The sequence below is a fragment of the Roseateles cavernae genome (genome assembly GCF_040187885.1).
Taxonomy (GTDB): domain Bacteria; phylum Pseudomonadota; class Gammaproteobacteria; order Burkholderiales; family Burkholderiaceae_C; genus Roseateles_E; species Roseateles_E cavernae.
Window position 1 is genome coordinate 857572 of record NZ_JBDPLH010000001.1, and the last position, 22288, is coordinate 879859.

Annotated in this window: 15 protein-coding genes; 9 read left to right on the forward strand and 6 right to left on the reverse strand. The window is 64.6% G+C overall.

All coding sequences use genetic code 11. The annotated features are described in order from the left end of the window. Positions 1-20 precede the first annotated feature (20 nt). The gene (gene creD / locus ABGI63_RS04210; RefSeq protein ID WP_349741199.1) at positions 21-1388 is read left to right on the forward strand and encodes a cell envelope integrity protein CreD; all 1368 of its coding nucleotides are present in this window, start codon (positions 21-23) and stop codon (positions 1386-1388) included. A gap of 43 nt (positions 1389-1431) precedes the next feature. Continuing rightward, entirely contained in the window at positions 1432-3084 is a 1653-nt protein-coding gene (locus ABGI63_RS04215) for a GMC family oxidoreductase (RefSeq protein WP_349741200.1), read from the forward strand. A 3-nt stretch (positions 3085-3087) separates the two neighbouring features. Here ABGI63_RS04215 and ABGI63_RS04220 read toward each other — a convergent pair whose 3' ends face one another. Beyond that, the gene (locus ABGI63_RS04220) at positions 3088-3546 is read right to left on the reverse strand and encodes a DUF2214 family protein (protein ID WP_349741201.1); all 459 of its coding nucleotides are present in this window, start codon (positions 3544-3546) and stop codon (positions 3088-3090) included. A 229-nt stretch (positions 3547-3775) separates the two neighbouring features. Here ABGI63_RS04220 and ABGI63_RS04225 point away from each other — a divergent pair, with 229 nt between their 5' ends. Beyond that, positions 3776-4120 (forward strand): DUF2834 domain-containing protein, encoded by a 345-nt coding sequence (locus ABGI63_RS04225; protein ID WP_349741202.1) that lies wholly within the window; start codon positions 3776-3778, stop codon positions 4118-4120. Here ABGI63_RS04225 and ABGI63_RS04230 read toward each other — a convergent pair. The 4 genes from ABGI63_RS04230 to ABGI63_RS04245 form a co-directional block, all read right to left on the reverse strand. Next, a complete protein-coding gene (locus ABGI63_RS04230; RefSeq protein WP_349741203.1) occupies positions 4102-4854 on the reverse strand; it encodes a helix-turn-helix domain-containing protein in 753 nt (250 codons plus the stop codon). The genes ABGI63_RS04225 and ABGI63_RS04230 overlap by 19 nt on opposite strands. Before the next feature lie 82 nt (positions 4855-4936). Further along, the gene (locus tag ABGI63_RS04235; RefSeq protein WP_349741204.1) at positions 4937-6316 is read right to left on the reverse strand and encodes a leucyl aminopeptidase family protein; all 1380 of its coding nucleotides are present in this window, start codon (positions 6314-6316) and stop codon (positions 4937-4939) included. A 43-nt stretch (positions 6317-6359) separates the two neighbouring features. Beyond that, positions 6360-6728, reverse strand: coding sequence for a thioredoxin family protein (locus tag ABGI63_RS04240; protein ID WP_349741205.1), 369 nt, complete (start codon positions 6726-6728; stop codon positions 6360-6362). Positions 6729-7059: 331 nt separating this feature from the next. Then, positions 7060-9918 (reverse strand): DEAD/DEAH box helicase, encoded by a 2859-nt coding sequence (locus ABGI63_RS04245; protein WP_432767372.1) that lies wholly within the window; start codon positions 9916-9918, stop codon positions 7060-7062. 202 nt (positions 9919-10120) lie between these two features. Between ABGI63_RS04245 and ABGI63_RS04250 the strand changes: the two genes are divergently transcribed. The 5 genes from ABGI63_RS04250 to ABGI63_RS04270 are packed head-to-tail and all read left to right on the forward strand — an operon-like array spanning position 10121 to position 18340. Beyond that, positions 10121-11698: a type I restriction-modification system subunit M gene (locus ABGI63_RS04250; protein WP_349741206.1), complete on the forward strand. Its 1578-nt coding sequence runs from the start codon at positions 10121-10123 to the stop codon at positions 11696-11698. Then, a complete protein-coding gene (locus tag ABGI63_RS04255) occupies positions 11695-12990 on the forward strand; it encodes a restriction endonuclease subunit S (RefSeq protein ID WP_349741207.1) in 1296 nt (431 codons plus the stop codon). Before ABGI63_RS04250 ends, ABGI63_RS04255 begins: the two co-directional genes overlap by 4 nt. Position 12991: 1 nt before the next feature. Continuing rightward, the gene (locus ABGI63_RS04260) at positions 12992-14173 is read left to right on the forward strand and encodes an anticodon nuclease (protein ID WP_349741208.1); all 1182 of its coding nucleotides are present in this window, start codon (positions 12992-12994) and stop codon (positions 14171-14173) included. Next, on the forward strand, positions 14163-15206 hold the full coding sequence (locus tag ABGI63_RS04265) for a virulence RhuM family protein (RefSeq protein WP_349741209.1): 1044 nt from the start codon (positions 14163-14165) through the stop codon (positions 15204-15206). The genes ABGI63_RS04260 and ABGI63_RS04265 overlap by 11 nt, the downstream gene beginning before the upstream one ends. After that, positions 15203-18340 carry a type I restriction endonuclease subunit R gene (locus tag ABGI63_RS04270; RefSeq protein WP_349741210.1) on the forward strand — a complete coding sequence of 1046 codons (3138 nt, stop codon included), beginning with the start codon at positions 15203-15205 and terminating at the stop codon, positions 18338-18340. The genes ABGI63_RS04265 and ABGI63_RS04270 overlap by 4 nt, the downstream gene beginning before the upstream one ends. Positions 18341-18372: 32 nt before the next feature. On the opposite strand, the gene ABGI63_RS04275 is transcribed toward ABGI63_RS04270, so the two are convergent. Further along, positions 18373-19704, reverse strand: coding sequence for an APC family permease (locus tag ABGI63_RS04275; RefSeq protein ID WP_349741211.1), 1332 nt, complete (start codon positions 19702-19704; stop codon positions 18373-18375). A 153-nt stretch (positions 19705-19857) separates the two neighbouring features. Between ABGI63_RS04275 and ABGI63_RS04280 the strand changes: the two genes are divergently transcribed. Further along, entirely contained in the window at positions 19858-22281 is a 2424-nt protein-coding gene (locus tag ABGI63_RS04280) for a TonB-dependent receptor plug domain-containing protein (RefSeq protein WP_349741212.1), read from the forward strand. Positions 22282-22288: the final 7 nt, after the last annotated feature.

Consider the following 22288-nt stretch of genomic DNA (forward strand, 5'->3'; position numbering starts at 1 on the left):
CACAACACAGAGGAGTCCGTATGGGATCGCGCGCCGTGGTTTGGAAACTGCTCATCCTGGCAGGCGTCAGCCTGCTGCTGAGCGTGGTGCTCTTGCGCATCGGCTGGCTGGTCGACGAGCGCCAGGCTCGGCAGCAGGAGGCGGTGGCCAGCGTCGAGCAGGCCCAGGCCGGTGCGCAGACCCTGCTGGGGCCTTTGCTGCTGCGCCAGTGCAGCGAGGAATGGGAGACCCTGGTGGTGGACGAGAACCAGGAGCGCCGCCGCAGCACCGCGAAGCGCGATTTCGTCATCAGTGCCGTGCCCGAGCGCCTGCAGGTCGGCGGCGCGCTGAACCAGGAGGCGCGCTACCGCGGCATCTTCAAGGTCAATGGCTACGCCGGCCGCCTGCAGTTCGATGCCCAATGGGCCTCGCTGCAGGCGCTGGAGCCGCCGCGTGCCCAGCAGCCCGGTGGTCGGGTGCAATGCGGACCGGTGCAGGCCATGCTGGCCAGCAGCGATGCGCGCGGCCTGCGTGCGGCCACGCTCAAGCTCGGCGAGCAGGCCCTGGCCGTCAAGCCCGGCACCGGCCACCCGGCCTATGTGCGGGGTCTGCATGCGCCGCTGCCCGAAACCCTGGCGCTGGACGCGCCGCTGAGCTTGCAGCTGAGCCTGGAGCTGGCCGGCACCCAGCGCTTTGCCCTGGTGCCCGCCGCCGCCGCGACCAGCCTGAATCTGCGCTCCGACTGGCCGCACCCCAGCTTCGGCGGGCGCTTCCTGCCCAGCTCGCGCGAGATCGGCGAGGCCGGTTTCAGCGCGCAGTGGCAGGTCTCCGAGCTGGCCAGCACGGCGCCGGCCGATGTGCTGCAGCACAAGGTCGTCGGCGGCCTGGGCGGCAGCGGCAATCAGGAGGTCGACACGCTGGAGTTCGCGATGGTCGATCCGGTCAATCCTTATGTGATGAGCGACCGGGCGATCAAGTACGGGCTGATGTTCATCCTCTTGACCTTTGTCTGCGTCGGCCTGGTCGAGCTGATGTCGGGCCGGCGGGTGCACCCGGTGCAGTACCTGTTGGTGGGCCTGGCACTGAGCTTGTTCTTCCTGCTGCTGCTGAGCCTGTCCGAGCACCTCGGCTTCGGGCTGTCCTATCTGCTGGCGGCCGGCGCGGCGGTGGGGCTGCTGGGCTATTACGGCGCGGCGATGCTGGGGACCTGGCAGCGCGGCCTGGGCTTCGGCGCCGGGGTCGCCGGGCTGTATGCGGCGCTCTATGTGCTGCTGAGCCTGGAACAGGCCTCGCTGATCGTCGGTGCGCTGCTGCTCTTTATCGTGCTGGCCGCTGTCATGGTGCTGACACGGCGCCTCGATTGGTATGCCTTGGGCGCGTCTGCAACGGCCGCGGCCTCGAGTCGGTAGGAACGCCATTGCCGCGCGCTGCCGACTGCGCCAGCATCGCGGCATGGCTCTGACTTTCGACTACATCATCATCGGCGCCGGCACGGCCGGCTGCCTGCTGGCCAACCGGCTCAGCGCCGATGCTTCCAAGCGCGTGCTGCTGCTGGAGGCCGGCGGCAAGGACGACTACCACTGGATCCACATCCCGGTCGGCTATCTCTACTGCATCGGCAATCCGCGCACCGACTGGCTGTACCAGACCGAGCCCGACGCCGGCCTGAACGGCCGCGCGCTGCGCTACCCGCGCGGCAAGGTGCTGGGCGGCTGCTCCAGCATCAACGGCATGATCTATATGCGCGGCCAGGCCCGCGACTACGACGGCTGGGCCCAGGCAACGTCCGACCCCGCCTGGCGCTGGGACCAGAGCATGCCCTTCTTCAAGCAGCATGAGAACCACTGGCGGCTCGACGGCGGCCAGGGCAGCGCAGCGTTCAAGGCCCTGCACGGCCATGGCGGCGAGTGGCGGGTCGAGCGTCAGCGGCTGCGCTGGGACATCCTCGATGCCTTTGCCCAGGCCGCGACCCAGGCCGGCATCCCGGCCACCGAGGATTTCAACAGCGGTAACAACGAGGGCGTCGGCTATTTCGAGGTCAACCAGCGCGCCGGCTGGCGCTGGAACACCGCCAAGGCCTTTCTGCGCCCGACCTGCTACGGCCGGCCCAACTTCGAGCTGTGGACCGGCTCGCAGGTGCAGCGGCTGACGCTGGACCGCGGCGTCGACGGCGCGCTGCAGTGCAGCGGCGCCGTGGTGATGACGCCGCAGGGGCTGGAGACCGTCGCGCTGGAGCCCGGCGGCGAGGTCTTGCTGGCGGCCGGCGCGATCGGCTCGCCACAGATCCTGCAGCTCTCCGGCATCGGCCCGGCGGCGCTCTTGCAACAGCACGGTATCGAGGTCCGGCAGGAGCTGCCCGGCGTTGGCGCCAATCTGCAGGACCATCTGCAGATCCGCGCGGTCTTCAAGGTGGCCGGCGCCAAGACCTTGAACACGCGGGCCGGGAGCCTGTTCGGCAAGGCGCTGATCGGCCTCGAATATGCGTTCAAGCGCAGCGGGCCGATGAGCATGGCGCCCTCGCAGCTGGGCGCCTTCGCCAGGAGCAGCCCGGACAAGCGCTGGCCCGATCTGCAGTACCACGTCCAGCCGCTGTCGCTGGATGCCTTCGGCGAGCCGCTGCACGGCTTCAATGCCTTCACCGCCAGCGTCTGCAATCTGAACCCGACGAGCCGGGGCACGGTGCAGATCCGCTCGGCCGATCCGCAGGCCGCACCGGCGATCGCGCCCAACTATCTGAGCACCGAGCAGGACCGCCGCATTGCCGCCGACAGCCTGCGGCTGACCCGCCGCATCGTCGCGCAGCCGGCGTTGGCGGCTTACAGGCCCGAGGAGTACAAGCCCGGCCCGCAGTACCAGAGCGACGAGGAGCTGGCCCGCCTGGCCGGCGATATCGCGACGACGATCTTCCACCCGGTCGGCACCTGCAAGATGGGGCGCGCCGATGATGGGCTGGCCGTGGTCGACAGCCGGCTGCGGGTGCGCGGGGTCGCGAGGCTGCGCGTCATCGATGCCAGCGTGATGCCCAGCATCACCAGCGGCAACACCAACTCGCCGACCTTGATGATTGCCGAGCGGGCGGCGGCGTGGATACGGGCCGGAGACTGAGCGCTAGAAGCCCAAGCCCATGCCCTTGGCCATCAACGAGGCGCACAGGCTCAGCGGCAGCAGCAGGCCCAGCTGCAGATTCAGGCTCAGCCGCACGCGCCGGTGCTGGGCCGCGCTGACCTGCGGTGCGCGGCCGGCCTTCAGCTCGGCGCCCCAGCGGATGAAGGCGAGGGTTGGAATGATGGACAGCAGGCCGATCGCGATGAAGAGGCCCAGCTTCAGATGGAAAAAGGGGTTGGCGCTGTAGAAGGCCCAACCCTTCTCGAAATGGTAGGCGCGGGCGAAGCCGGCCAGCAGCAGGGTCAAGGCGCTGAGGCCGTAGATCCGGTCGACCTGGGCCAGGCGGCGGGCCTGCTGCAGGCTGGGCGTCGGGCCGAAGCTCAGCCATTGATAGGCCAGCGCGGCGACGATGCCGAACACGGCCAGGAAATGCACAAAGGCGACGAGGGCGTTGATCAGCATGGCGGGCGGTGGCTGGGGCCGGATTGCGATGATGGCCGCGACTGTGCCGCAGCGCGGCGGCCCCGGCCAGCGGGCTGCGACGGGGCACCGCCTTTCCGGCGCCAAGCCGCAGGCTCGGGCCGTGAAGCGCGGCTGCCGCTCGGCAGTCCGGCGCATGTCGTGTTTTTCCTAGCGGTAGCGCTGGCGCCCCGGCACAGTGGGCAGCGTCGTTCCACTACGCCGTCCATCGATGTCAGACCTGTCCAAGCCCGTCGCCCCGTCCCCGATCTTTCGTGTCGGGATGAAGATCCTGGCCGTCTTCGGGCTGCTGCTGCCCTGGGCCTTCTACCTGCGTCACCTTGTTGAAGGCGGCAGCCTGGCGCCGGCCGGGTTCATGTCGGCGGCCTCGGCCAACTCGGTGACGAGTGCCATCACGGTGGATGTCTACCTGGCCGCCCTGGCTTTCGCCTGCTGGGTGCTGCATGAGCGGCGGGTGCGCAGGCCCTGGGCCTATGTCTTGCTGTGCTTCGGGGTCGGCTTGTCGTTCGCCTTGCCGCTCTATCTGGCGGTCCGCGCTCAAGCCCGGGCCAGCTGAGGGGCGAGCCTGAGCGACCAGTAGCTGTCCTGGGCTGCCGAAGAAGGGTTCAGCAGGCGGCGGATCGGCGCACCGGCCAGCCCTCGCATGTCTCGGGCCATATGCGACTGATCGTAGTAACCGTGGTTCAAGGCGAGCGCGGCACCGCTGCGGGCCTCGGGCTCGCAGAGCGCCTGCGACAGTGCGGCCTGCATTCTGAGCACGGCCTGTGCACGCTTGGGCGACATGCCCAGCAACTCGAGGCTGCGGCGTTCCAATTGACGGGCGCTGATCCTGAGGCCGCGCAGGGCTTCATCCAGACCCTGGCCGAGCAGGGCGCTGAGTTCGCCCGCCGCGAGCACCCGGGCTGCGGCGCGGCTCCGGCCGGCAATGAGTTGACGCAGCCAGCGGAACAGCAGCTCGCAACGTAGCCGGTCCGATGGGGCTTGCGCCAGCTCTTCGCTGAGGTCTGTCAGCGACCCGGGAGGCAGAAGATCCCGCAGCGGCAGGGCCTGGCCGCGCGTGTAGCGGTTGGGCATGGCGGAGATCAGCATCACCGCCTGCGGTTCCAGCAGCAGGCCGACGGCGGCCAGTCGACCCTGTTGCCTGAAGTGAGAGGCTTCGGCGCTGGGGCCGATCAAGGCGGCGGCCGGCAACAGCGTTTGCGCGTCCTGAAAAACCTGGCCATGCTGGCGCAGGACCAGCATGCCGCCGAGGCTGGCCGGAAAGCTGGAGCTGGCCAGCGCCTCGCTCAAATGGACGGCCACCGCCCCGCGGGTCCAGCCCCGCAGGTCCGGCGGCGCGGCGATGAAGCCGAGGTCGGCGGCCGCCCGACCGTCAAGCCGCGAAACGCTGCTCCAGATAGGCCAGCAGCGTGCGTATGGTCTGCGCCTCGCCGCCGATCGGCCGGCCGGCCCGGGCGACATCGTTCCAGGCGAACAGGTCGATATGCAGCCAGTCCTGGTTCTCGGGCACGAAGTACTCGAGGAACAGCGCGGCGGTGACCGCGCCGGCCAGCGGGGTCTTGCCGGTGTTGACGATGTCGCCGATCGTGCTCTCGATGCTGGCCTTGTAGGGCGCCCACAGCGGCATATGCCACAGCGGGTCGTCCAGCTTCAGGCCCAGGTCGACCAGGTCGCGGGCGGTGTCGAAATGCTTGCTGAACAGCGCCGGCAGCTGCGCGCCCAGCGCCACGCGGGCGGCGCCGGTCAGCGTCGCCAGGTCGATGATCAGCTCGGGCTTGTGCTCCGAGGCATAGGCCAGCGCGTCGCTGAGGATCACGCGGCCCTCGGCATCGGTATTGCCGACCTCGATCTGCAGGCCCTTGCGGGTCGGCACGATGTCGCCGGGGCGGTAGGCATTGCCCGAGATCGCGTTTTCGACCGCCGGGATCAGCACCTGCAGGCGCAGCGGCAGCTTCAAGGCCATGATCAAGCTGGCCAGGCCCAGCGCATTGGCGGCGCCGCCCATGTCCTTCTTCATCTGGCGCATGCCCTCGCCGCCCTTGATGTTCAGGCCGCCGGTGTCGAAGCAGACGCCCTTGCCGACGATGCTCAGCAGCGGCGCCTTGGGCGAACCCCAGTTCAGCTCGATCAGGCGCGGCGCCCGGTGGCTGGCGCGGCCGACCGCATGGATGGCCGGGAAGTTCTGCTTCAAGAGCGCGTCGCCGACGATCTGCTTGAAGCTGGCGCCGTGCTGCTTGGCCACCAGCTGGGCGGCCTTGGCCAGCTCCTCCGGGCCCATATGCTCGGCCGGGGTGTTGACCAGGTCGCGGGTCGCGGCCATCGTGGTGGCCAGCGCCAGGCCGCGCTGGGCCTCGGGGCTGTTGCTCAGCACCAGGGTCGCCGGCGGGCGGCGGCGTGGCTTGTAGAGGTCGAACTGATAGCCGCCCAGCTCCCAGGACAGCGCGGCCGCCTCGGCGTCCATCGCCAGGCCGTCCTCGGCCAGGGCGTAGACGCCTTCCGGCAGGGCTTGCGGCAGCGCGGACAGCGCGAACGGTGCATGGGCGTGGGCCACGCCGGCGAACACCCGGCCCAGCTTGCCGTCCGGCCCCGGCACCAGGGCCAGGCTGTCGGGCGCGCCGACAAAACCCAGCGTCGCCAGCCAGTGGCGGGTCGGCGCGGGGAGTTTCGGAGCAAGGGCCTGGAAGGCCGCGCGGTCGACCACGGTGATGGCGATGGCGCTGGCGGGGGCAGACTTTTTGAGTTGAACCGTCATGGCTGATGGGGTTGAGCAGGTCGCCCATTCTCCCGCATGCGGCTCAACAGCTTTGTTGCAGCCGGGACAGCAGGGCCTGGACGGCCGGGCTGGATGCGAGGGCCGGGCCGGGGCCCAGCGCCGCCAGCAGGCGCTGGGCGGTGGCCAGCTGGGGCGTCACCGGCCCGATGAAGCGCAGCTGCTGGCCCTGGCCGACCAGCAGGGTCGGGAAGGTCTCGACCTCCAGATCGCCGACCAGCTCGGCATCGTCCTCGATATCGACCCAGACGAAGCGGTAGCCCGGGTGCTGCTCGCGCAGCGCGGCAAAGACCGCGTGGTAGTCGTCGCAGACCCGGCACCAGCCGGCGCACAGGCAGGCGACCAGGGTGGTGGCCGGCAGGGGCGGCAGGGCGGCAGGGGCGTTGGTCGGCATGGCGCTGCACTGTAGCGAGAAAGCGGCAAAGATTTCTTGCAAGTCGCTGTCAACCGCCCCAGTTTGGACGGCGTTGTGCCCGTACCCGCAGGTAATTGCACCAAGTCGGGCTGGAGAAGAAGGCATCAGCCATGAAAAGTCAGCAGCACCAACAGCAACGCAACGAATCTCAAGTCCGCCCCCTGGCAATGGCGGAGCTGAATACCGACAAAGGCCGCAAGCACGAGGCTTTCGAGCCCGGCAGCCTGGGCAGCGATCGCCGCAGCCTGGCCCGCGCCCTGCGATTCGACCGCAAGCGCTGAACCGGAAATGCACCGTCAAGGTGCATTTTTCAAGCCAGCGGCGCCAGCAGCCGCTCTAGATCCTGCTCGGTGAACTTGGCCGCATCGGCCCCGTCACTGCCCAGCACGCCCTCGGCCAGCGCCAGTTTGCGGGCCTGCAGCTCCAGCATCCGCTCCTCGATGCTGCCTTCCACCACCAGTTTGTAGACAAACACCGGCTTGTCCTGGCCGATGCGGTGCGCCCGCGCGCTGGCCTGGGCCTCGACGGCCGGGTTCCACCAGGGGTCGACATGGATCACCGTGTCGGCCGCCGTCAGGTTCAGCCCCACGCCGCCGGCCTTCAGGCTGATCAGCATCAAGGGGCAGGCCTCGGCCTGGAAGCGCCGCACGATCTCGCCGCGCTGCGCCACCGGCGTCGCGCCGGTCAGCACCAGGAAGTCCAGTTCCTGCTGCCGCAGCTGCGCGGCGATCAGCCCCAGCATCTCGGCGAACTGCGAGAACACCAGCACCCGCCGCCCCTCGGCCAGCAGCTCCGGCAGCATCTCGGCCAGCAGCTCCAGCTTGGCGCGCTCGGTGTCCGGCTTCAACTCCACATCCTTCAGCAGCAGCGGGTCGCAGCAGACCTGGCGCAGCTTCAGCAAGGCGTCCAGCACGGTGATCTGTGACGCGCCGAAGCCGCGCCGCTGCAGCACGCGCCGCACCTGGGTATCGGCCGCCACCCGCACGCTCTCATACAGATCACGCTGCTGGCCGTAGAGCCGCACCCGCCGCGTCACCTCGGTCAGCGGCGGCAGCTCGGTGGCCACCTCCTCCTTGCGCCGGCGCAGGATGAAGGGCCGCACGCGCGCGCTCAGCAGCTGGGCCCGCAGGCTCTCGCCATTGACCTCGATGGGCTTGCGCCAGAGCCTGAAGAAGCTGCGCTCGTCGCCCAGAAAACCCGGCATCAAAAAGTCGAACTGCGCCCACAGCTCGCCCAGATGGTTTTCCAGCGGCGTGCCGGTCAGCGCCAGCCGGTGCCGCGCGCGCAGGCGCCGCACCGCCTTGGCCGCCCGGCTGCCGGCGTTCTTGACCGTCTGCGCCTCGTCGAGGATCAGCAGATGCCAGGGCTGCGCCGCCAGCGCCTCGATATCGCGCCACAAGAGCGGATAGGTCGACAGCACCAGGTCGTAATCGGCCAGGCGCGGGAAGTGCGCATGGCGCTCGGGCCCGTGCAGCAGCAGCACGCGCAGTTGGGGCGCGATGCGCCGCGCCTCGGCCAGCCAGTTGAACAGCAGCGAGGTCGGCAGCACGGCCAGCGCCGGCCGATCGGCCATGCGGCCGGCCTGTTTCTCGAGCAGCAGATGGGCCAGGGCCTGGGCCGTCTTGCCCAGGCCCATATCGTCGGCCAGGATGCCGGCCAGGCCTTGCTCGCGCAGGTACTGCAGCCAGGCCAGGCCGGCCAGCTGGTAGCCGCGCAGCGTCAGGCCCAGGCCCTCGGGCGGCGCCACCGGCCGCGGCGAGCCGGCCGCGCGCAGCTTGTTGGCCATCTGGCGCAGCCCGGCGTCGCCCTGGATCTGCCAGCCGGCGCGGCCCTGGTCCAGCAGCTCCAGCCGGCCGGCGTCCCAGTCGCTGAGCTGCAGCGGACCCTCGGCGCGCTTGGGGTCGGCCAGCAGGTCCACCATCGCGCCGAGGATGGGCTTCAGGATGGAGGCCGGTGCCTCGATGCGGCGCCCGCCCGGCGCGTGCAGCAGGATGATGGACAGGTCGTCGATGGCCGCGATCTGCTCGGCGTCGAACCAGCGCGCGTCGCGGCGCAAGAGGTCGGCAATCATCGGCGCCAGGTCCAGGCTCTCGCCCTCGATCTCGACGCCCAGGCTCAGCAGCCAGGCGCCCTCGCGGGCCGGCAGGCTGAGCGGGGCTATGCGGATGCGCCAGGCCTCGCCGGCCACCGCGCGGTGCGCGAAGCCGGGCCGTGCCTCGACCGCCCAGCCCAGCTTCTGCAGCTCGGGCACCCGCTCGGTCCAGAACTCGCCGAAGAACTCTTCCTGCAGCAGGGTCCAGAGGTTCTCATGCCCGGCTACGGCCGCCGGGTTGCGCCACTGCAGCGCGGCCGGGTCCAGCGGCAGCAGGCCCAGGGCCCAGAGCTGGTCGCGCGCCTCGGCCTCGGCGCCGAGATCGCGGGCCAGCGTCCGGCCATCGCCCACCTGCTGCGTCGCGCCCGGCCGGCTGTTCAGCAGCGAGCGCGGCGCCGGCGTGGTCCAGAGCAGGCCATCGGCCAGCCGGTAGGTCCAGTCGACCTGGGCGACCGTGACCACATTGCCGCGCGGGCCCAGTTTTCCGCCGCTGGGGCTCAGACCCAGCAGACCGTCGCCACGGCCCAGGGTCTTCAGGGTCAGGCGCGGGCGGAACCGGGCGGACTCACCGGCGGGTTCAGGCGCCTCGGCTTGCGGCAAGGGCGCGGGCGGCGGCGGCAATGCATCGCCCAGCAGCAGATCCATCAGCTTCGCCGCATCGGCCTCGGGCAGGCGCGGCAGCTGCTGCAGCTCGGCACGGCCGGCCTTGCGGCGCAGCGCCTCGACCCAGGTGTGCAAGAGCTGCGCGCGCAGCGGCGCATCGGCCTCGGTCTGCAGTTTCACCATCAGCGCCGCCGCATGCTCGCAAAAACGCGCCGTGCGGCAGCTGCACAGCGCGCTGTAGTGCGGCCGGCCATCGCGGCCGGCCACGCCCTGCAGCGCCAGCTCATAGACCTGGCCGCGCGGGCCGGGGAAGCGCGCGCTGGCGCCATGGGCGTCCTGCCGGATATCGCTCAGCTGGTGCGTCAGCTCGGCGCCGCGCTTGAGCCGCCCGCGCTCGAACAGGGTGCGGAGTGTGGCTTCGTCGGGGGGCCAGAGGCGGGGGGTGAGAGTGGATGGCGGGGGGGCGGAGGACATGGCGGCGGTGATTGTCTCCGGCCGGGTGGGATCACTATGGATGGGGCGGGATCGGGTGGGAGGCTGCCTGCAAGTGGCGGGGGCTGCTGCTGGGGGCGCTGACCGTGAACTTGCGCGGTGGCCATATGCAATCATTCAGGCTCTCTTGAGCTCGCGCCTCGCGCTTGAGCCCAATACAACGAAAAGAAACTGGACTTTGATCATGACAGGCAAACAACAGCGCGCCGAATTGCAGCGCCGCATCTGGCAAATCGCCAACGAGGTTCGCGGTGCCGTTGACGGCTGGGACTTCAAGCAATACGTGCTCGGTTCCCTGTTCTATCGCTTCATCAGCGAAAACTTTGCGGCCTATATCGAAGGCGGCGACGACAGCGTCCGCTATGCCGAGCTGTCCGACAGCGTGATCACCCCCGAGATCAAAGACGACGCCGTCAAAACCAAGGGCTACTTCATCTACCCCAGCCAGCTCTTCGCCAGGGTGACCGCCGGCGCCGCGAGTCGTGAAAGCCTGAACACCGACCTGGCCGCCATCTTTGCCGCGATTGAAGCCTCAGCCCACGGCTACCCGTCTGAGCGCGACATCAAAGGCCTGTTTGCCGACTTCGATACCACCAGCAACCGCCTGGGTAACACGGTCAGAGATAAAAACGCCCGCCTGGCCGCTGTGCTCAGAGGCGTGGCCGATCTCAACTTTGGCGACTTTGAAGGCAACCAGATCGACCTGTTCGGCGACGCCTACGAGTTCCTCATCTCCAACTACGCCGCCAACGCGGGCAAGTCGGGTGGCGAGTTCTTCACGCCGCAGCATGTCTCCAAGCTGATTGCCCAGGTTGCCATGCACGGGCAGACCCGGGTCAACAAGATCTACGACCCGGCCTGCGGTTCCGGCTCGCTGCTGCTGCAAGCCAAGAAGCATTTCGACGCCCACATCATTGAAGAGGGATTCTTCGGCCAGGAACTCAACCACACCACCTACAACCTGGCGCGGATGAATATGTTCCTGCACAACGTCAACTACGACAAATTCAATATCCAACTGGGCGACACCCTCATCGAGCCGCACTTTGCCAACGACCGGCCTTTTGACGCCATCGTCTCCAACCCGCCCTATTCGGTGAAGTGGATCGGCAGCGACGACCCCACGCTGATCAACGATGATCGCTTTGCCCCGGCCGGCGTGCTCGCGCCCAAATCGAAGGCCGACTTTGCCTTTGTGTTGCACGCGCTGAGTTATCTCTCCGCACGAGGCCGCGCGGCGATCGTCTGCTTTCCCGGCATTTTCTACCGGGGCGGCGCCGAGCAGAAGATTCGCCAATACCTAGTGGACAACAACTATGTGGAAACGGTGATTTCGCTGGCGCCCAACCTGTTCTACGGCACCACCATCGCCGTGACGATTCTGGTGCTGTCCAAGCACAAGACCGACACCACGATTCAGTTCATCGATGCCAGCGGACTGTTCAAGAAAGAAACCAACAACAACGTTCTCACGGACAACGATGACGAGAACAATCCCGGCCACATCCAGCAAATCATGCAGGTGTTCGGCAGCAAGGCGAACATCGACCACTTCGCCCAGTCCGTCCCTTTTGAGACGGTGGCCGCCAATGATTACAACCTGTCGGTCAGCAGCTATATAGAGGCCAAGGACACCCGCGAAGTAGTGGATATTGCCCAGCTCAATGCCGAACTGAAAACTACCGCGTCGCGGATCGACCAGTTGCGTAAGGAGATTGACGCCATCGTGGCGAAGATTGAAGGCGAGGAGTTGGAGGCATGAGCAGTCTGGGCTTTATGGAGAAGCTGCTCGATGGGGTGGATGTCGAGTGGAAGCCCTTAGGGCAAGTGGCCGAAATTTACGGCGGACTTAGTGGAAAAACGAAATCTGATTTTGAGAGCGGAACCTCAAAATTTATCACGTATAAAAATATATTTGCCAACATAGATGTTGACTTTGATGCTCTCGAGTGCGTCAAAATTTCATCCAATGAAAAGCAAAATGAAGTCAAATACGGTGATGTGTTGTTCACCGGATCATCCGAGATTGCCGACGAGGCAGGCATGTCCTCCGCCGTCACTAAGAAGTTCGCAGAGCCAATCTATTTGAATAGCTTCTCATTCGGATTGAGGTTCAATGAAGGAACCCCCTTGACACCTGAATTTTCAAAATACCTATTTCGCTCAAAAATCCTGCGCGCCGATATCGCAAGGGCTGCGAGTGGGGTAACCAGGTTCAATATATCGAAAGAACGATTTAAGAAGATAAGAATCCCCATCCTTTGTCCAGGAAATCCGAAAAAATCGCTTGAAATTCAGACCGAAATCGTTCGTGTACTGGATACCTTTACCGAGCTTACAGCCGAGCTTACAGCCGAGCTTACAGCTCGCAAAGAACAATACAAGCACTATCGCGACCAGTTGTTGGGTTTTGAAGACGGGAATGTGGAGTGGTGCGCGCTGGGCGAGATCGGGGAATTTATCCGCGGCAAGCGCTTCACCAAGGCCGACTATGTTGAAGACGGAATCAGCGTCATTCATTACGGCGAGATATATACCCGGTATGGCGCATTTGCCTCTCACGCACATTCCCAGGTCAGAAAGGACTTGGCCGAATCGCTACGCTATGCAGAGCCAGGTGACGTCGTCATTGCGGGTGTTGGCGAGACGGTTGAGGATGTTGGCAAGGCCGTTGCCTGGATTGGAAGTGAACGGGTTGCCATCCATGACGACAGCTATGCTTTTCGGCATTCAATGAATCCAAAGTTTGTTTCCTACGTGATGCAAACGGCGGCATTCATTGATGAGAAGGCGAAACATGTATCGCGAGGGAAGGTCAATAGATTGCTGATCAATGGATTGGAGAAAGTCAGGATTCCTGTCCCGTTTCCGGATGATCCTGAAAAATCTCTCGCTGAGCAGGTGCGCATCGTCGCCATCCTTGACAAATTCGATGCCCTGACCAACTCCATCAGCGAAGGCTTGCCGCGTGAAATTGCGTTGCGTCAAAAGCAATACGAGCATTACCGCGATTTGCTGTTGAGCTTCCCGAAGACCTCGCAGCTAGAGGCCTGACATGGGCAAGACGCTAACGGAAATTGCGCAGCAACTCAGCACGCCCAAGACAGTCAGGAAAACTGTTGCTGAGAAAACCAAAGAGGTTGACGAAGCCAAACCAGTTCCAAAGGTGCAGTTGATCTACGCTTTCAATGGCACGGGCAAGACACGCCTGTCGCGGGAGTTCAAGGAACTGATCTCGCCCAAGGGCGAGGGCGAAGACGCATCGACGTCAGACCTGGCCAGCAAGAGAATCCTCTACTACAGCGCCTTCACCGAAGACCTGTTTTATTGGGATAACGATCTGGGTCAGGATGCCGAACCCAAGCTGAGAATCCAGCCCAACGCCTTCACAAGATGGGTGTTTGAAGAACAGGGCCAGGATCAGAGCATCACTGCCACTTTCCAGCGCTACACCAGCGACAAGCTGACGCCGCATTTCAGCGCGGACTATTCGGCCGTGAGCTTTTCCTTCGAGCGCGGCAACAATCAGCCAGAGCCGAACATCAAGATCTCCAAAGGTGAGGAAAGCAATTTCATCTGGAGTGTGTTCAACGCGCTGCTGGAGCAACTGATTGCCGAGCTGAACATCCCGGAGGTGGCAGATCGCTCCACCCCAGCGTTCAATAACTTGGGCTATGTGTTCATTGATGACCCGGTCAGTTCACTCGATGAAAACCACCTGATCGAGTTGGCGGTCAATTTGGCGAGTTTGATCAAATCCAGCCAATCCGACCTGAAGTTCATCATCACGACGCACAGCCCGCTGTTCTACAACGTGCTGTTCAATGAGCTCAAGAACAAGGTGTGCTACCTGCTGGAGCGTTTTGACGACGGCAGCTTTGCCCTCACTGAAAAGCAGGGCGACTCCAACAAGAGCTTTTCTTATCACCTGCATTTGAAGCAAACCATCGAGCAGGCGATTGCCGAGAACCGGGTTGAGCGCTACCACTTCACCTTGCTGCGCAATCTCTACGAGAAGACGGCCAGTTTTCTGGGCCACCGGGGCTGGTCGGAGCTCTTGCCGGATGACCAGCAGCTCTACCTGAGCCGGGTCCTCAATTTCACCAGCCACAGCACGTTGTCGAATGAAGCGGTGGCACAGCCGACGCCCGCCGAGCAGGCGATGGTCAAGTTGCTGCTGACGCATCTGACAAGCAAGCATGGCTTTTGGCAGGGGGAAGTAAACAATGCCCAGTAAGAGTCTGAGTCTGCGTGATCAAACCACGGAGTTTTTGCTTTACACCGCACCAAATGGCGCCATCAAGGTTGAGGTGCTGCTCAGTGCCGAGACGATTTGGCTGACGCAAAAACGCATGGCCGAGCTGTTTGGCGTGGGTGTGCCGGCCATTTCCAAGCATCTGAAGAATATTTTCGAGAGTGGCGAACTGGCGGAAGAAGTGGTTATTTCCATTTTGGAAACAACCACGGATCACGGGGCGGTGGCCGGCTTGACACAAACGCAACAGGTCAAGTACTACAACCTGGATGCGGTGATTTCGGTCGGTTACCGGGTGAACTCGGCGCAGGCCACGCAGTTCCGCATCTGGGCCACCCAGTTGATCAAGGAATACATCATCAAGGGCTTTGCCATCGATGACGAGCGCTTGAAAAACGGCCGCTACTTTGGCAAGGATTACTTCCGTGAATTGCTGGAGCGGGTGCGCTCCATTCGTGCGAGTGAGCGGCGAATCTATCAGCAGATCACGGATATCTTTGCCGAGTGCAGCATTGACTACGACCCAAAATCAGAAGCCACTCGCCTATTCTACGCGCATGTGCAGGACAAGTTTCATTATGCGATCACCGGCCATACTTCGGCGGAAATAATTGCGCTGAACGCCGATGCCAGCAAGCCCCTGATGGGCATGAGCACCTACAAGAATGCGCCGGAGGGCCGTGTCTTGAAGTCGGATGCGGTGATTGCGAAGAATTACCTGAGCGAGATCGATATCAAAAAGCTTGAGCGGGCCGTGTCCGCATTCTTCGATTACATCGAGGGGATTATCGAGCGGCGCAATACCTTCACGATGGAGAGCTTTGCTCAAAGCGTGGACAAGTTTCTCTCCTTCAATGAGTATCAGATTCTTGAAGGTTATGGCAGTACTACGCGCCAGCAAGCCGAGCGCAAAGCCTTCGCTGAATATGAAAAATTCAATAAGCAGCAGCGGATCGAATCGGACTTTGATCGCGAAGTCAAACGACTGATGCAGAACAAGGGTTCAGCCGAATGATTGACAACTACAAGACAATTGCCGAGTCCAATAACTTCATCGTTCTGGACAAGTACAGCAAGGAATGGCAGGTCACCGAGGGCTATCAAAGCGAAAGCGATCTGGAGCGGGAGTTCATTCAGGATCTGGTCCATCAAGGCTATGAGGCGCCGCTGGGCCTGAATACGCCCGAGGCCTTGATGGCCAATGTGCGTGTGGCTCTGCAAGAGCTCAACAATGTGCTGTTTTCAGACGCCGAGTGGCTGCGCTTTGTGGAGACCTGGCTGCACAAGCCCAGCGATGGCATCGTTGAAAAAACCCGCAAGATCCACGACAACCATGTGCACGACTTCGTGTTTGACGATGGGCGCATCCAGAACATCTACCTGCTGGACAAGAAGAACCTCGCCCGCAACAAGGTGCAGGTGATCAAGCAGTTTGAGCAAACGGGTGGCCACGCCAACCGCTACGACGTGAGCATCCTGGTCAACGGCCTGCCCCTGGTGCAGGTGGAGCTGAAAAGGCGTGGGGTGGCTATTCGCGAGGCCTTCAACCAGGTGCACCGCTACAGCAAGGAGAGCTTCAACGGCGCGCATTCCTTGTTCAAGTTTCTGCAGCTGTTTGTGATCAGCAATGGCACCGACAGCCGCTACTTTGCCAACACCACCCAGCGCAACAAGAACAGCTTCGACTTCACCATGCACTGGGCGAAGGCCGACAACAGCCTGATCAAAGACCTGAAGGACTTCACGGCCACGTTCTTCCAGAAAGACACGCTGCTGAAGGTGCTGCTGCGCTACTCGGTGTTCGACACCAGCAACACGCTGCTGGTGATGCGCCCCTACCAGATCGCGGCCACCGAGCGCATTCTGTGGAAGATCAACAGCGCCTACCAGGCCAAGAGCTGGAGCACGCCAGAGGGCGGCGGCTTCATCTGGCACACCACCGGCTCCGGCAAGACGCTGACCAGCTTCAAGGCGGCTCGCCTGGCCACCGAGCTGGAGTTCATCGACAAGGTGTTCTTTGTGGTGGACCGCAAGGATCTGGACTACCAGACCATGAAGGAGTACCAGCGCTTTTCACCGGACAGTGTGAATGGCTCGGACAGCACCGCTGGCCTGAAGCGCAATCTGGACAAGGATGACAACAAGATCATCGTCACCACCATTCAGAAGCTCAACAACCTGATGAAGAGCGAGGGCGATCTGCCCGTCTACGGCAAGCAGGTGGTCTTCATTTTTGACGAGTGCCATCGCAGCCAGTTCGGTGAAGCCCAGAAGAACCTGAAGAAGAAGTTCAAGAAGTTCTATCAGTTTGGCTTTACTGGCACGCCAATAATTGCCGGCCATAACGCTTTGGGTGCAGAAGACACTGCAAGTGTTTTTGGCCGCGAGCTGCATTCGTATGTGATCACCGATGCAATTCGTGATGAGAAGGTGCTGAAGTTCAAGGTTGACTACAACGATGTGCGCCCGCGGTTCAAAGCCATCGAAACTGAGCAAGACGAGAGAAAGCTTAGCGCGGCGGAGAACAGGCAAGCCTTGTTGCACCCCGACCGCATCCGCGAGATCACGCAGTACATCCTGAGCAACTTCCGACAGAAAACCCATCGCCTGCAAGCGGGCAACAAGGGCTTCAATGCCATGTTCGCGGTCAGCAGCGTGGACGCTGCCAAGCTGTATTACGAGTGCTTCAGGGAGCAGCAAAAGAGTAGCGGCAAGCCTTTAAAGGTGGCGACCATCTTCTCGTTTGCTGCCAACGAAGAGCAGGAAGCGGTGGGCGACATTCAGGACGAGAGCTTCGATGTGTCGGCCATGAACAGCAGCGCCAAGGAGTTCTTGAGCGCGGCCATCGCGGACTACAACGCGCTGTTCAAAGCTAACTTCAGCGTGGACAGCAACGGCTTTCAAAACTACTACCGCGATCTGGCCAAACGCGTAAAGGGCGCAGACGATAGCGGCAAGAGACTTCCCAGCGAAGAACAAGTGGATCTGCTGATCGTGGTGGGCATGTTCCTGACCGGCTTTGACGCCCCCACGCTGAACACCTTGTTCGTGGACAAAAACCTGCGCTTCCACGGCTTGATGCAAGCCTATTCGCGCACCAACCGCATCTTTGACGCCACCAAGACCTTTGGCAACATCGTCACCTTCCGCGATCTGGAGCAGGCGACCATAGCTGCCATCACTTTGTTCGGCGACAAGAACACCAAGAACGTGGTGCTGGAGAAGAGCTACAAGGAATACATGGAGGGCTTCACCGATGTCGTGACCGGCGAAGCGCGGCGTGGCTTTGTGGAGGTGGTGAAGGAGCTGGAACAGCGTTTTCCGGCCCCTGCCGCCATCGAAAAAGAGGCCGACAAGAAAGCCTTCGCCAAGCTGTTTGGCGAGTACTTGCGCGTTGAGAACGTACTGCAAAACTACGATGAATTTGCCAGCCTTAAGGCTTTGCAGAGCGTCGACATGCATGACCCGACTGCGGTGGAGGCGTTCAAGGCAAAGCACTATCTGAATGCCGAGGATCTGAGCGCGCTGCAAGCCATCACTATCCCCGCTGAGCGAAAGATTCAGGATTACCGTTCCACCTACAACGACGTGCGCGACTGGCTGCGCCGGCAAAAGGCCGGGGCTGAGAAGGACCAGTCCACCATTGATTGGGACGATGTGATCTTCGAGGTGGACCTGCTCAAGTCGCAAGAAATCAATCTGGACTACATCCTGGAGTTGATCTTTGAGCACAACAAAAAGATCAGGAGCAAATCGGAGTTGGTGGATGAGGTGCGCCGCGTGATTCGCGCGAGCCTGGGCAACCGTGCCAAAGAGAGTCTGGTGGTGGACTTCATCAACCAGACCGATCTGGACCGGATGGGAGACAAGGCCGGTGTGATTGACGCCTTCTTCACCTTTGCCCAAGCGGAGCAGCAGCGTGAGGTGCAAGAGCTGATCAGCGCCGAGAACCTGAATGAGGAGGCCGCAAGGCGCTATATAACCGCCTCACTCAAACGGGAGTTCGCCAGTGAGACGGGCACTGAACTCAATGCGGTTCTTCCCAAGATGAGCCCGCTGAATCCGCAGTACCTGTCCAAAAAGCAGGGCGTGTTTCAGAAAATCGCCGCGTTCGTGGATAAGTTCAAGGGCGTGGGTGGGCAGGTGTAGGGCCGTGGCGGAGCGGGGAACGGGCAGCCCCCCTACCGCGCCCCCCGCGTCATCGGCCACAACACCACCGCCCCTACCCCCAGCACCGCGACCCCCACCAGCGCCCCCGCCTTCACATACACCAGGCTCGCATAGAGCAGATAGGCGCAGCAGCCCACAAAGAGCAACGGCAGCAGCGGGTACAGCGGCACCTTGAACGGGCGCGGCGCATCCGGCTCGCGGCGGCGCAGCACGATGACGGCGGCGCCGCTGAGGCATAGAAAGAACCAGTAGACCGGCGACAGGTAGTCGACCATGGTCGAGAAGCCGCCCCGCGTGGCCGCGCCGAAGGCCACCAGGGCCAGCGCCACGCCGCTGGTGGCCAGCACGGCCGCCGTCGGCGTGCCGCGCTTGGCGTTCCATTTGCCGAGGTGGAGTTCGCGCGCCAGGTCCCGCGCCGCCGCATAGGTGGTGCGCGGCCCGGCGATCAGGATCGCGTTCATCACCGACAGCGCGGTCAAGGTGACGATGCCCACGATCAACAGCTCGCCGCCGCGCCCGAAGGCCGCGCGCATCAGGTCGGCGGCCGGGGCGGCGCTGGCGGCCAGGCCGGCCAGACCCAGACCCTGCAGATAGGCCCAGTTGGCCAGCAGGTAGAGGCCCATCACCAGGGCCAGGCCGAGTAGCAGCGCCTTGACGATGCCGTGCTTCGCGTCGCGCATCTCGGCCGACAGGGTGGCCGCGTCGCTCCAGCCACCATAGGCCAGGAAGACGAAGATCATCGCCGTGCCCCAGTCGGGCGTGGCGCCGGCCGTGCTGAGCGGTGTCTGCGGCGGCACGCCCAGCGACAGTCCGGCCCCGCCCAGCAGCGCCAGCCCGCCCAGCACCACGCTCATCAGGCCCAGCTGGGTGCCCAGGCCGACCCGCACGCCGGCCAGGTTCAGCGCGGTCAGCAGCGCGATCAGGCCGGCCGCCAGCACCGCATTGGCATAGGGCCCGAGCCAGGGGCTGAGATCGATCGCCTGGGCCAGATAGTCGCCGAACACAAAGGCCAGCAAGGCCATCGAGCCGGTGTGTATCACCGCGAAGCGCGACCAGGCGAACAGAAAGCCCAGGCGCTGGCCATAGGCGCGGCGCAGAAAGTGATAGTCGCCGCCGGCATCGGGAAAGGCCGCCGCCATCTCGGCAAAGCACAGCGCGCCGACCAGGGACAGCAGGCCGCCGAAGGCCCAGGCCAGATAGAGCTGCGCATCGCTGGCCAGCGCGCCGGCCACCATCGGCGAGGTCTTGAAGATGCCGGCGCCTATCACCATGCCGACGCAGACGGACACGGCATGGCGCACATCGAGGCGGCGCTCGGGCAGGGCGATGGAGGGTTCGGACATGGGGCGCGATGCTACGCCGACCGCCCTGCCCATCGACACGCCATCTGATGCGTCGGCGCGACTGCATGAGCATATTCCCAATGCGTTGTTGGCGCCGCGCCGTCGGCGCCTTAGCCTCGCCGGGGTCACTTCTTGCCTTATCCCCTTGCCGTCATGAAAAGAACGAAGAGCATCGCCCTGGCCAGTCTGCTGGCCCTGCTCCCCCAGAGCCCGGCCCTGGCCCAGCACAGCCTCGACGGCGTGCTGGTCACCGGCACGCGCGCCAAGGACCGCACGCTGCTGAACTCCAGCCTGCCCATCGATGTGCTGAGCCAGCAGGAGCTGCGCCGCGCGGTGGCCGGCGACGGCAATCTGGCCGCCGCGCTGCAGGCCCTGCTGCCCTCGTTCAACTTCCCGCGCCAGTCCAACTCGGGCGGCGGCGACCATGTGCGCGCGGCCCAGCTGCGCGGGCTCTCACCCGACCAGGTGCTGGTGCTGATCAACGGCAAGCGCCGCCACAACAGCGCCATCGTCAATCTGGAATCCAAGACCGGCAAGGGCACCAATCCGGTGGACTTCAACTCGATCCCGCTGTCGGCGATCCAGCGCATCGAGGTGCTGCGCGACGGGGCCGGCGCGCAGTACGGCTCGGACGCGATCGCCGGCGTCATCAACATCATCCTCGACGACGCCCGCAGCGGCGCTGGCGAGATCGAGGGCACGCTCGGCGCCCATCACACCGACTTCAAGCCCACCGGCCAACGCCTCACCGACGGCCAGAGCCGCGAGCTGCGCGCCACGCTGGGCCACCGGCTCGGCGACGCCGGCTTCCTGCGCTGGGGCGCCGAGGCGGCGCACCGCAACGCGACGAACCGCGCCGGCCCCGACCAGCTGCCGCCCTGGGAAGAGCCGACGCCGGCCAATCTGGCGACCGTGGGCCAGCGCAACTACGCGCCCGGCGAGCCCGAGACCGACAAGCTCAGCCTCTGGCTCAACAGCGGCCTGAGTCTGGCCGGCGGCGACGAGGCCTATGCCTTCGCCACCTGGGACCAGCGCGAGACGCTCGGCGCGGCCTACTTCCGCTATCCGGACAGTGGGGCCAATGTCAAAGCCCTCTACCCGAAGGGCTTTCGCCCGCAGACCACCGGCAAGAACCGCGATCTGCAGGCCGTGGCCGGGCTGCGCGGCGCGCTGGGCCCGGTCTGGAGCTATGACGCCAGCCTGAACCTGGGCCAGAACGATTTCGACTACGGCCTGCGCAACACCCTGAACACCTCGCTGGGCGCGGCCAGCCCGACACGCTTTCATCTCGGCCAGTTCGGCAGCCGCCAGCTCAGCGCCAGCGCCGACTTCACGCGCGAGCTGCTGGTGCCAGGTCTTGCCAGGCCGGCCACCTTGGCGCTGGGCGGCGAAGCGCGGCACGAGCGCTTCGAAACCCGGCCCGGCGACCCGGCCTCCTATGCGGTGGGCCCTTTCGACGGCCCGGCCGGCGCCCAGGCCGCGCCGGGACTGCAGCCGCGCGATGCGCTCAGGCTGTCGCGCCGCGTCACCGGGCTCTATGCCGACCTCAGCGCCGACCTGACGCGCGAACTCTTCGCCGACGCCGCGCTGCGCTGGGACCATTACTCCGACTTCGGCGCCGCCACCACCGCCAAGCTCTCGGCCCGCTATGCCTTCACGCCCGCGGTGGCGCTGCGCGGCGCGCTGTCGAGCAATTTCCGCGCGCCCTCGCTGGCCCAGACCGGCTTCAGCTTCACCGTCACCGACCGCGGCGACGGCGGCGCGCTGAGCCAGGTGCGCACCCTGCCTTCCAACGGCGCGATTGCCCGCGCGCTGGGGGCGCAGGACCTGCGGGCCGAGAAGGCCCGCAACGCCAGCCTGGGCCTGACCCTGAGGCCCAGCGCCAGCAGCAGCCTCTCGGCGGACGCCTACACGGTGCGGGTCAAGAACCGCATCACGCTGTCCGAGCGCCTGTCCAGCGAAGCCTTGACCGGCTTGATCCAAAGCCAGTTCGGCGAAAGCGGGGTCGACAGCGTCAACTTCTTCACCAATGCGGTCGACACCCACACCCGGGGCCTGGACCTGGTCGGCCAGTGGCGCCATGCGGCGCTGGGCGGCGAGCTGCGCTGGAGCCTGGCCTCGTCCTATAACAAGACGACGCTACGCAACATCCAGAACACGCCGGCCGCGCTGGTGGCGCTGGGTGTTGACCGGCCCCTGGTCGGCACCGAGGAGCGCAACACCTTGAGCGGTGCCGCGCCGCGGCTGCGCCATGTGATCGGCGCCAACTGGCAGGGCGGGGCCTGGAACTGGCAGGCCCGCGCGACCCGCCATGGCAGCAGCACGCGGGTGTTCGACTTCGGCGGCGGCTTCACGCCGACCCAGACCTATGCGGCCCGCTGGCAGCTCGATCTGGAGGCCGAAGTCAAGCTGAGCCCGGCCTTCAGTCTCAGCGTCGGCGGCGTCAATATCGGCGACCGCTACCCCAGCCGCTCGATCGCCGACATCGGCTATTTCGGCAACTTCCCCTACGACGTGCTGTCGCCGATCGGCTTCAACGGCGCCTACTACTACGCGAAGGCGCGCTACAGCTTCTGAAGAAGAC

What these genes read in the sequence shown, in the direction of transcription:
- creD (WP_349741199.1), top strand. Translation starts at nt 21, where the DNA reads ATGGGATCGCGCGCCGTGGTTTGGAAACTGCTCATCCTGGCAGGCGTC.
- ABGI63_RS04215 (WP_349741200.1), top strand. Translation starts at nt 1,432, where the DNA reads ATGGCTCTGACTTTCGACTACATCATCATCGGCGCCGGCACGGCCGGC.
- ABGI63_RS04220 (WP_349741201.1), bottom strand. Translation starts at nt 3,546, where the DNA reads ATGCTGATCAACGCCCTCGTCGCCTTTGTGCATTTCCTGGCCGTGTTC.
- ABGI63_RS04225 (WP_349741202.1), top strand. Translation starts at nt 3,776, where the DNA reads ATGTCAGACCTGTCCAAGCCCGTCGCCCCGTCCCCGATCTTTCGTGTC.
- ABGI63_RS04235 (WP_349741204.1), bottom strand. Translation starts at nt 6,316, where the DNA reads ATGACGGTTCAACTCAAAAAGTCTGCCCCCGCCAGCGCCATCGCCATC.
- ABGI63_RS04240 (WP_349741205.1), bottom strand. Translation starts at nt 6,728, where the DNA reads ATGCCGACCAACGCCCCTGCCGCCCTGCCGCCCCTGCCGGCCACCACC.
- ABGI63_RS04245 (WP_432767372.1), bottom strand. Translation starts at nt 9,918, where the DNA reads ATGTCCTCCGCCCCCCCGCCATCCACTCTCACCCCCCGCCTCTGGCCC.
- ABGI63_RS04250 (WP_349741206.1), top strand. Translation starts at nt 10,121, where the DNA reads ATGACAGGCAAACAACAGCGCGCCGAATTGCAGCGCCGCATCTGGCAA.
- ABGI63_RS04255 (WP_349741207.1), top strand. Translation starts at nt 11,695, where the DNA reads ATGAGCAGTCTGGGCTTTATGGAGAAGCTGCTCGATGGGGTGGATGTC.
- ABGI63_RS04260 (WP_349741208.1), top strand. Translation starts at nt 12,992, where the DNA reads ATGGGCAAGACGCTAACGGAAATTGCGCAGCAACTCAGCACGCCCAAG.
- ABGI63_RS04265 (WP_349741209.1), top strand. Translation starts at nt 14,163, where the DNA reads ATGCCCAGTAAGAGTCTGAGTCTGCGTGATCAAACCACGGAGTTTTTG.
- ABGI63_RS04270 (WP_349741210.1), top strand. Translation starts at nt 15,203, where the DNA reads ATGATTGACAACTACAAGACAATTGCCGAGTCCAATAACTTCATCGTT.
- ABGI63_RS04275 (WP_349741211.1), bottom strand. Translation starts at nt 19,704, where the DNA reads ATGTCCGAACCCTCCATCGCCCTGCCCGAGCGCCGCCTCGATGTGCGC.
- ABGI63_RS04280 (WP_349741212.1), top strand. Translation starts at nt 19,858, where the DNA reads ATGAAAAGAACGAAGAGCATCGCCCTGGCCAGTCTGCTGGCCCTGCTC.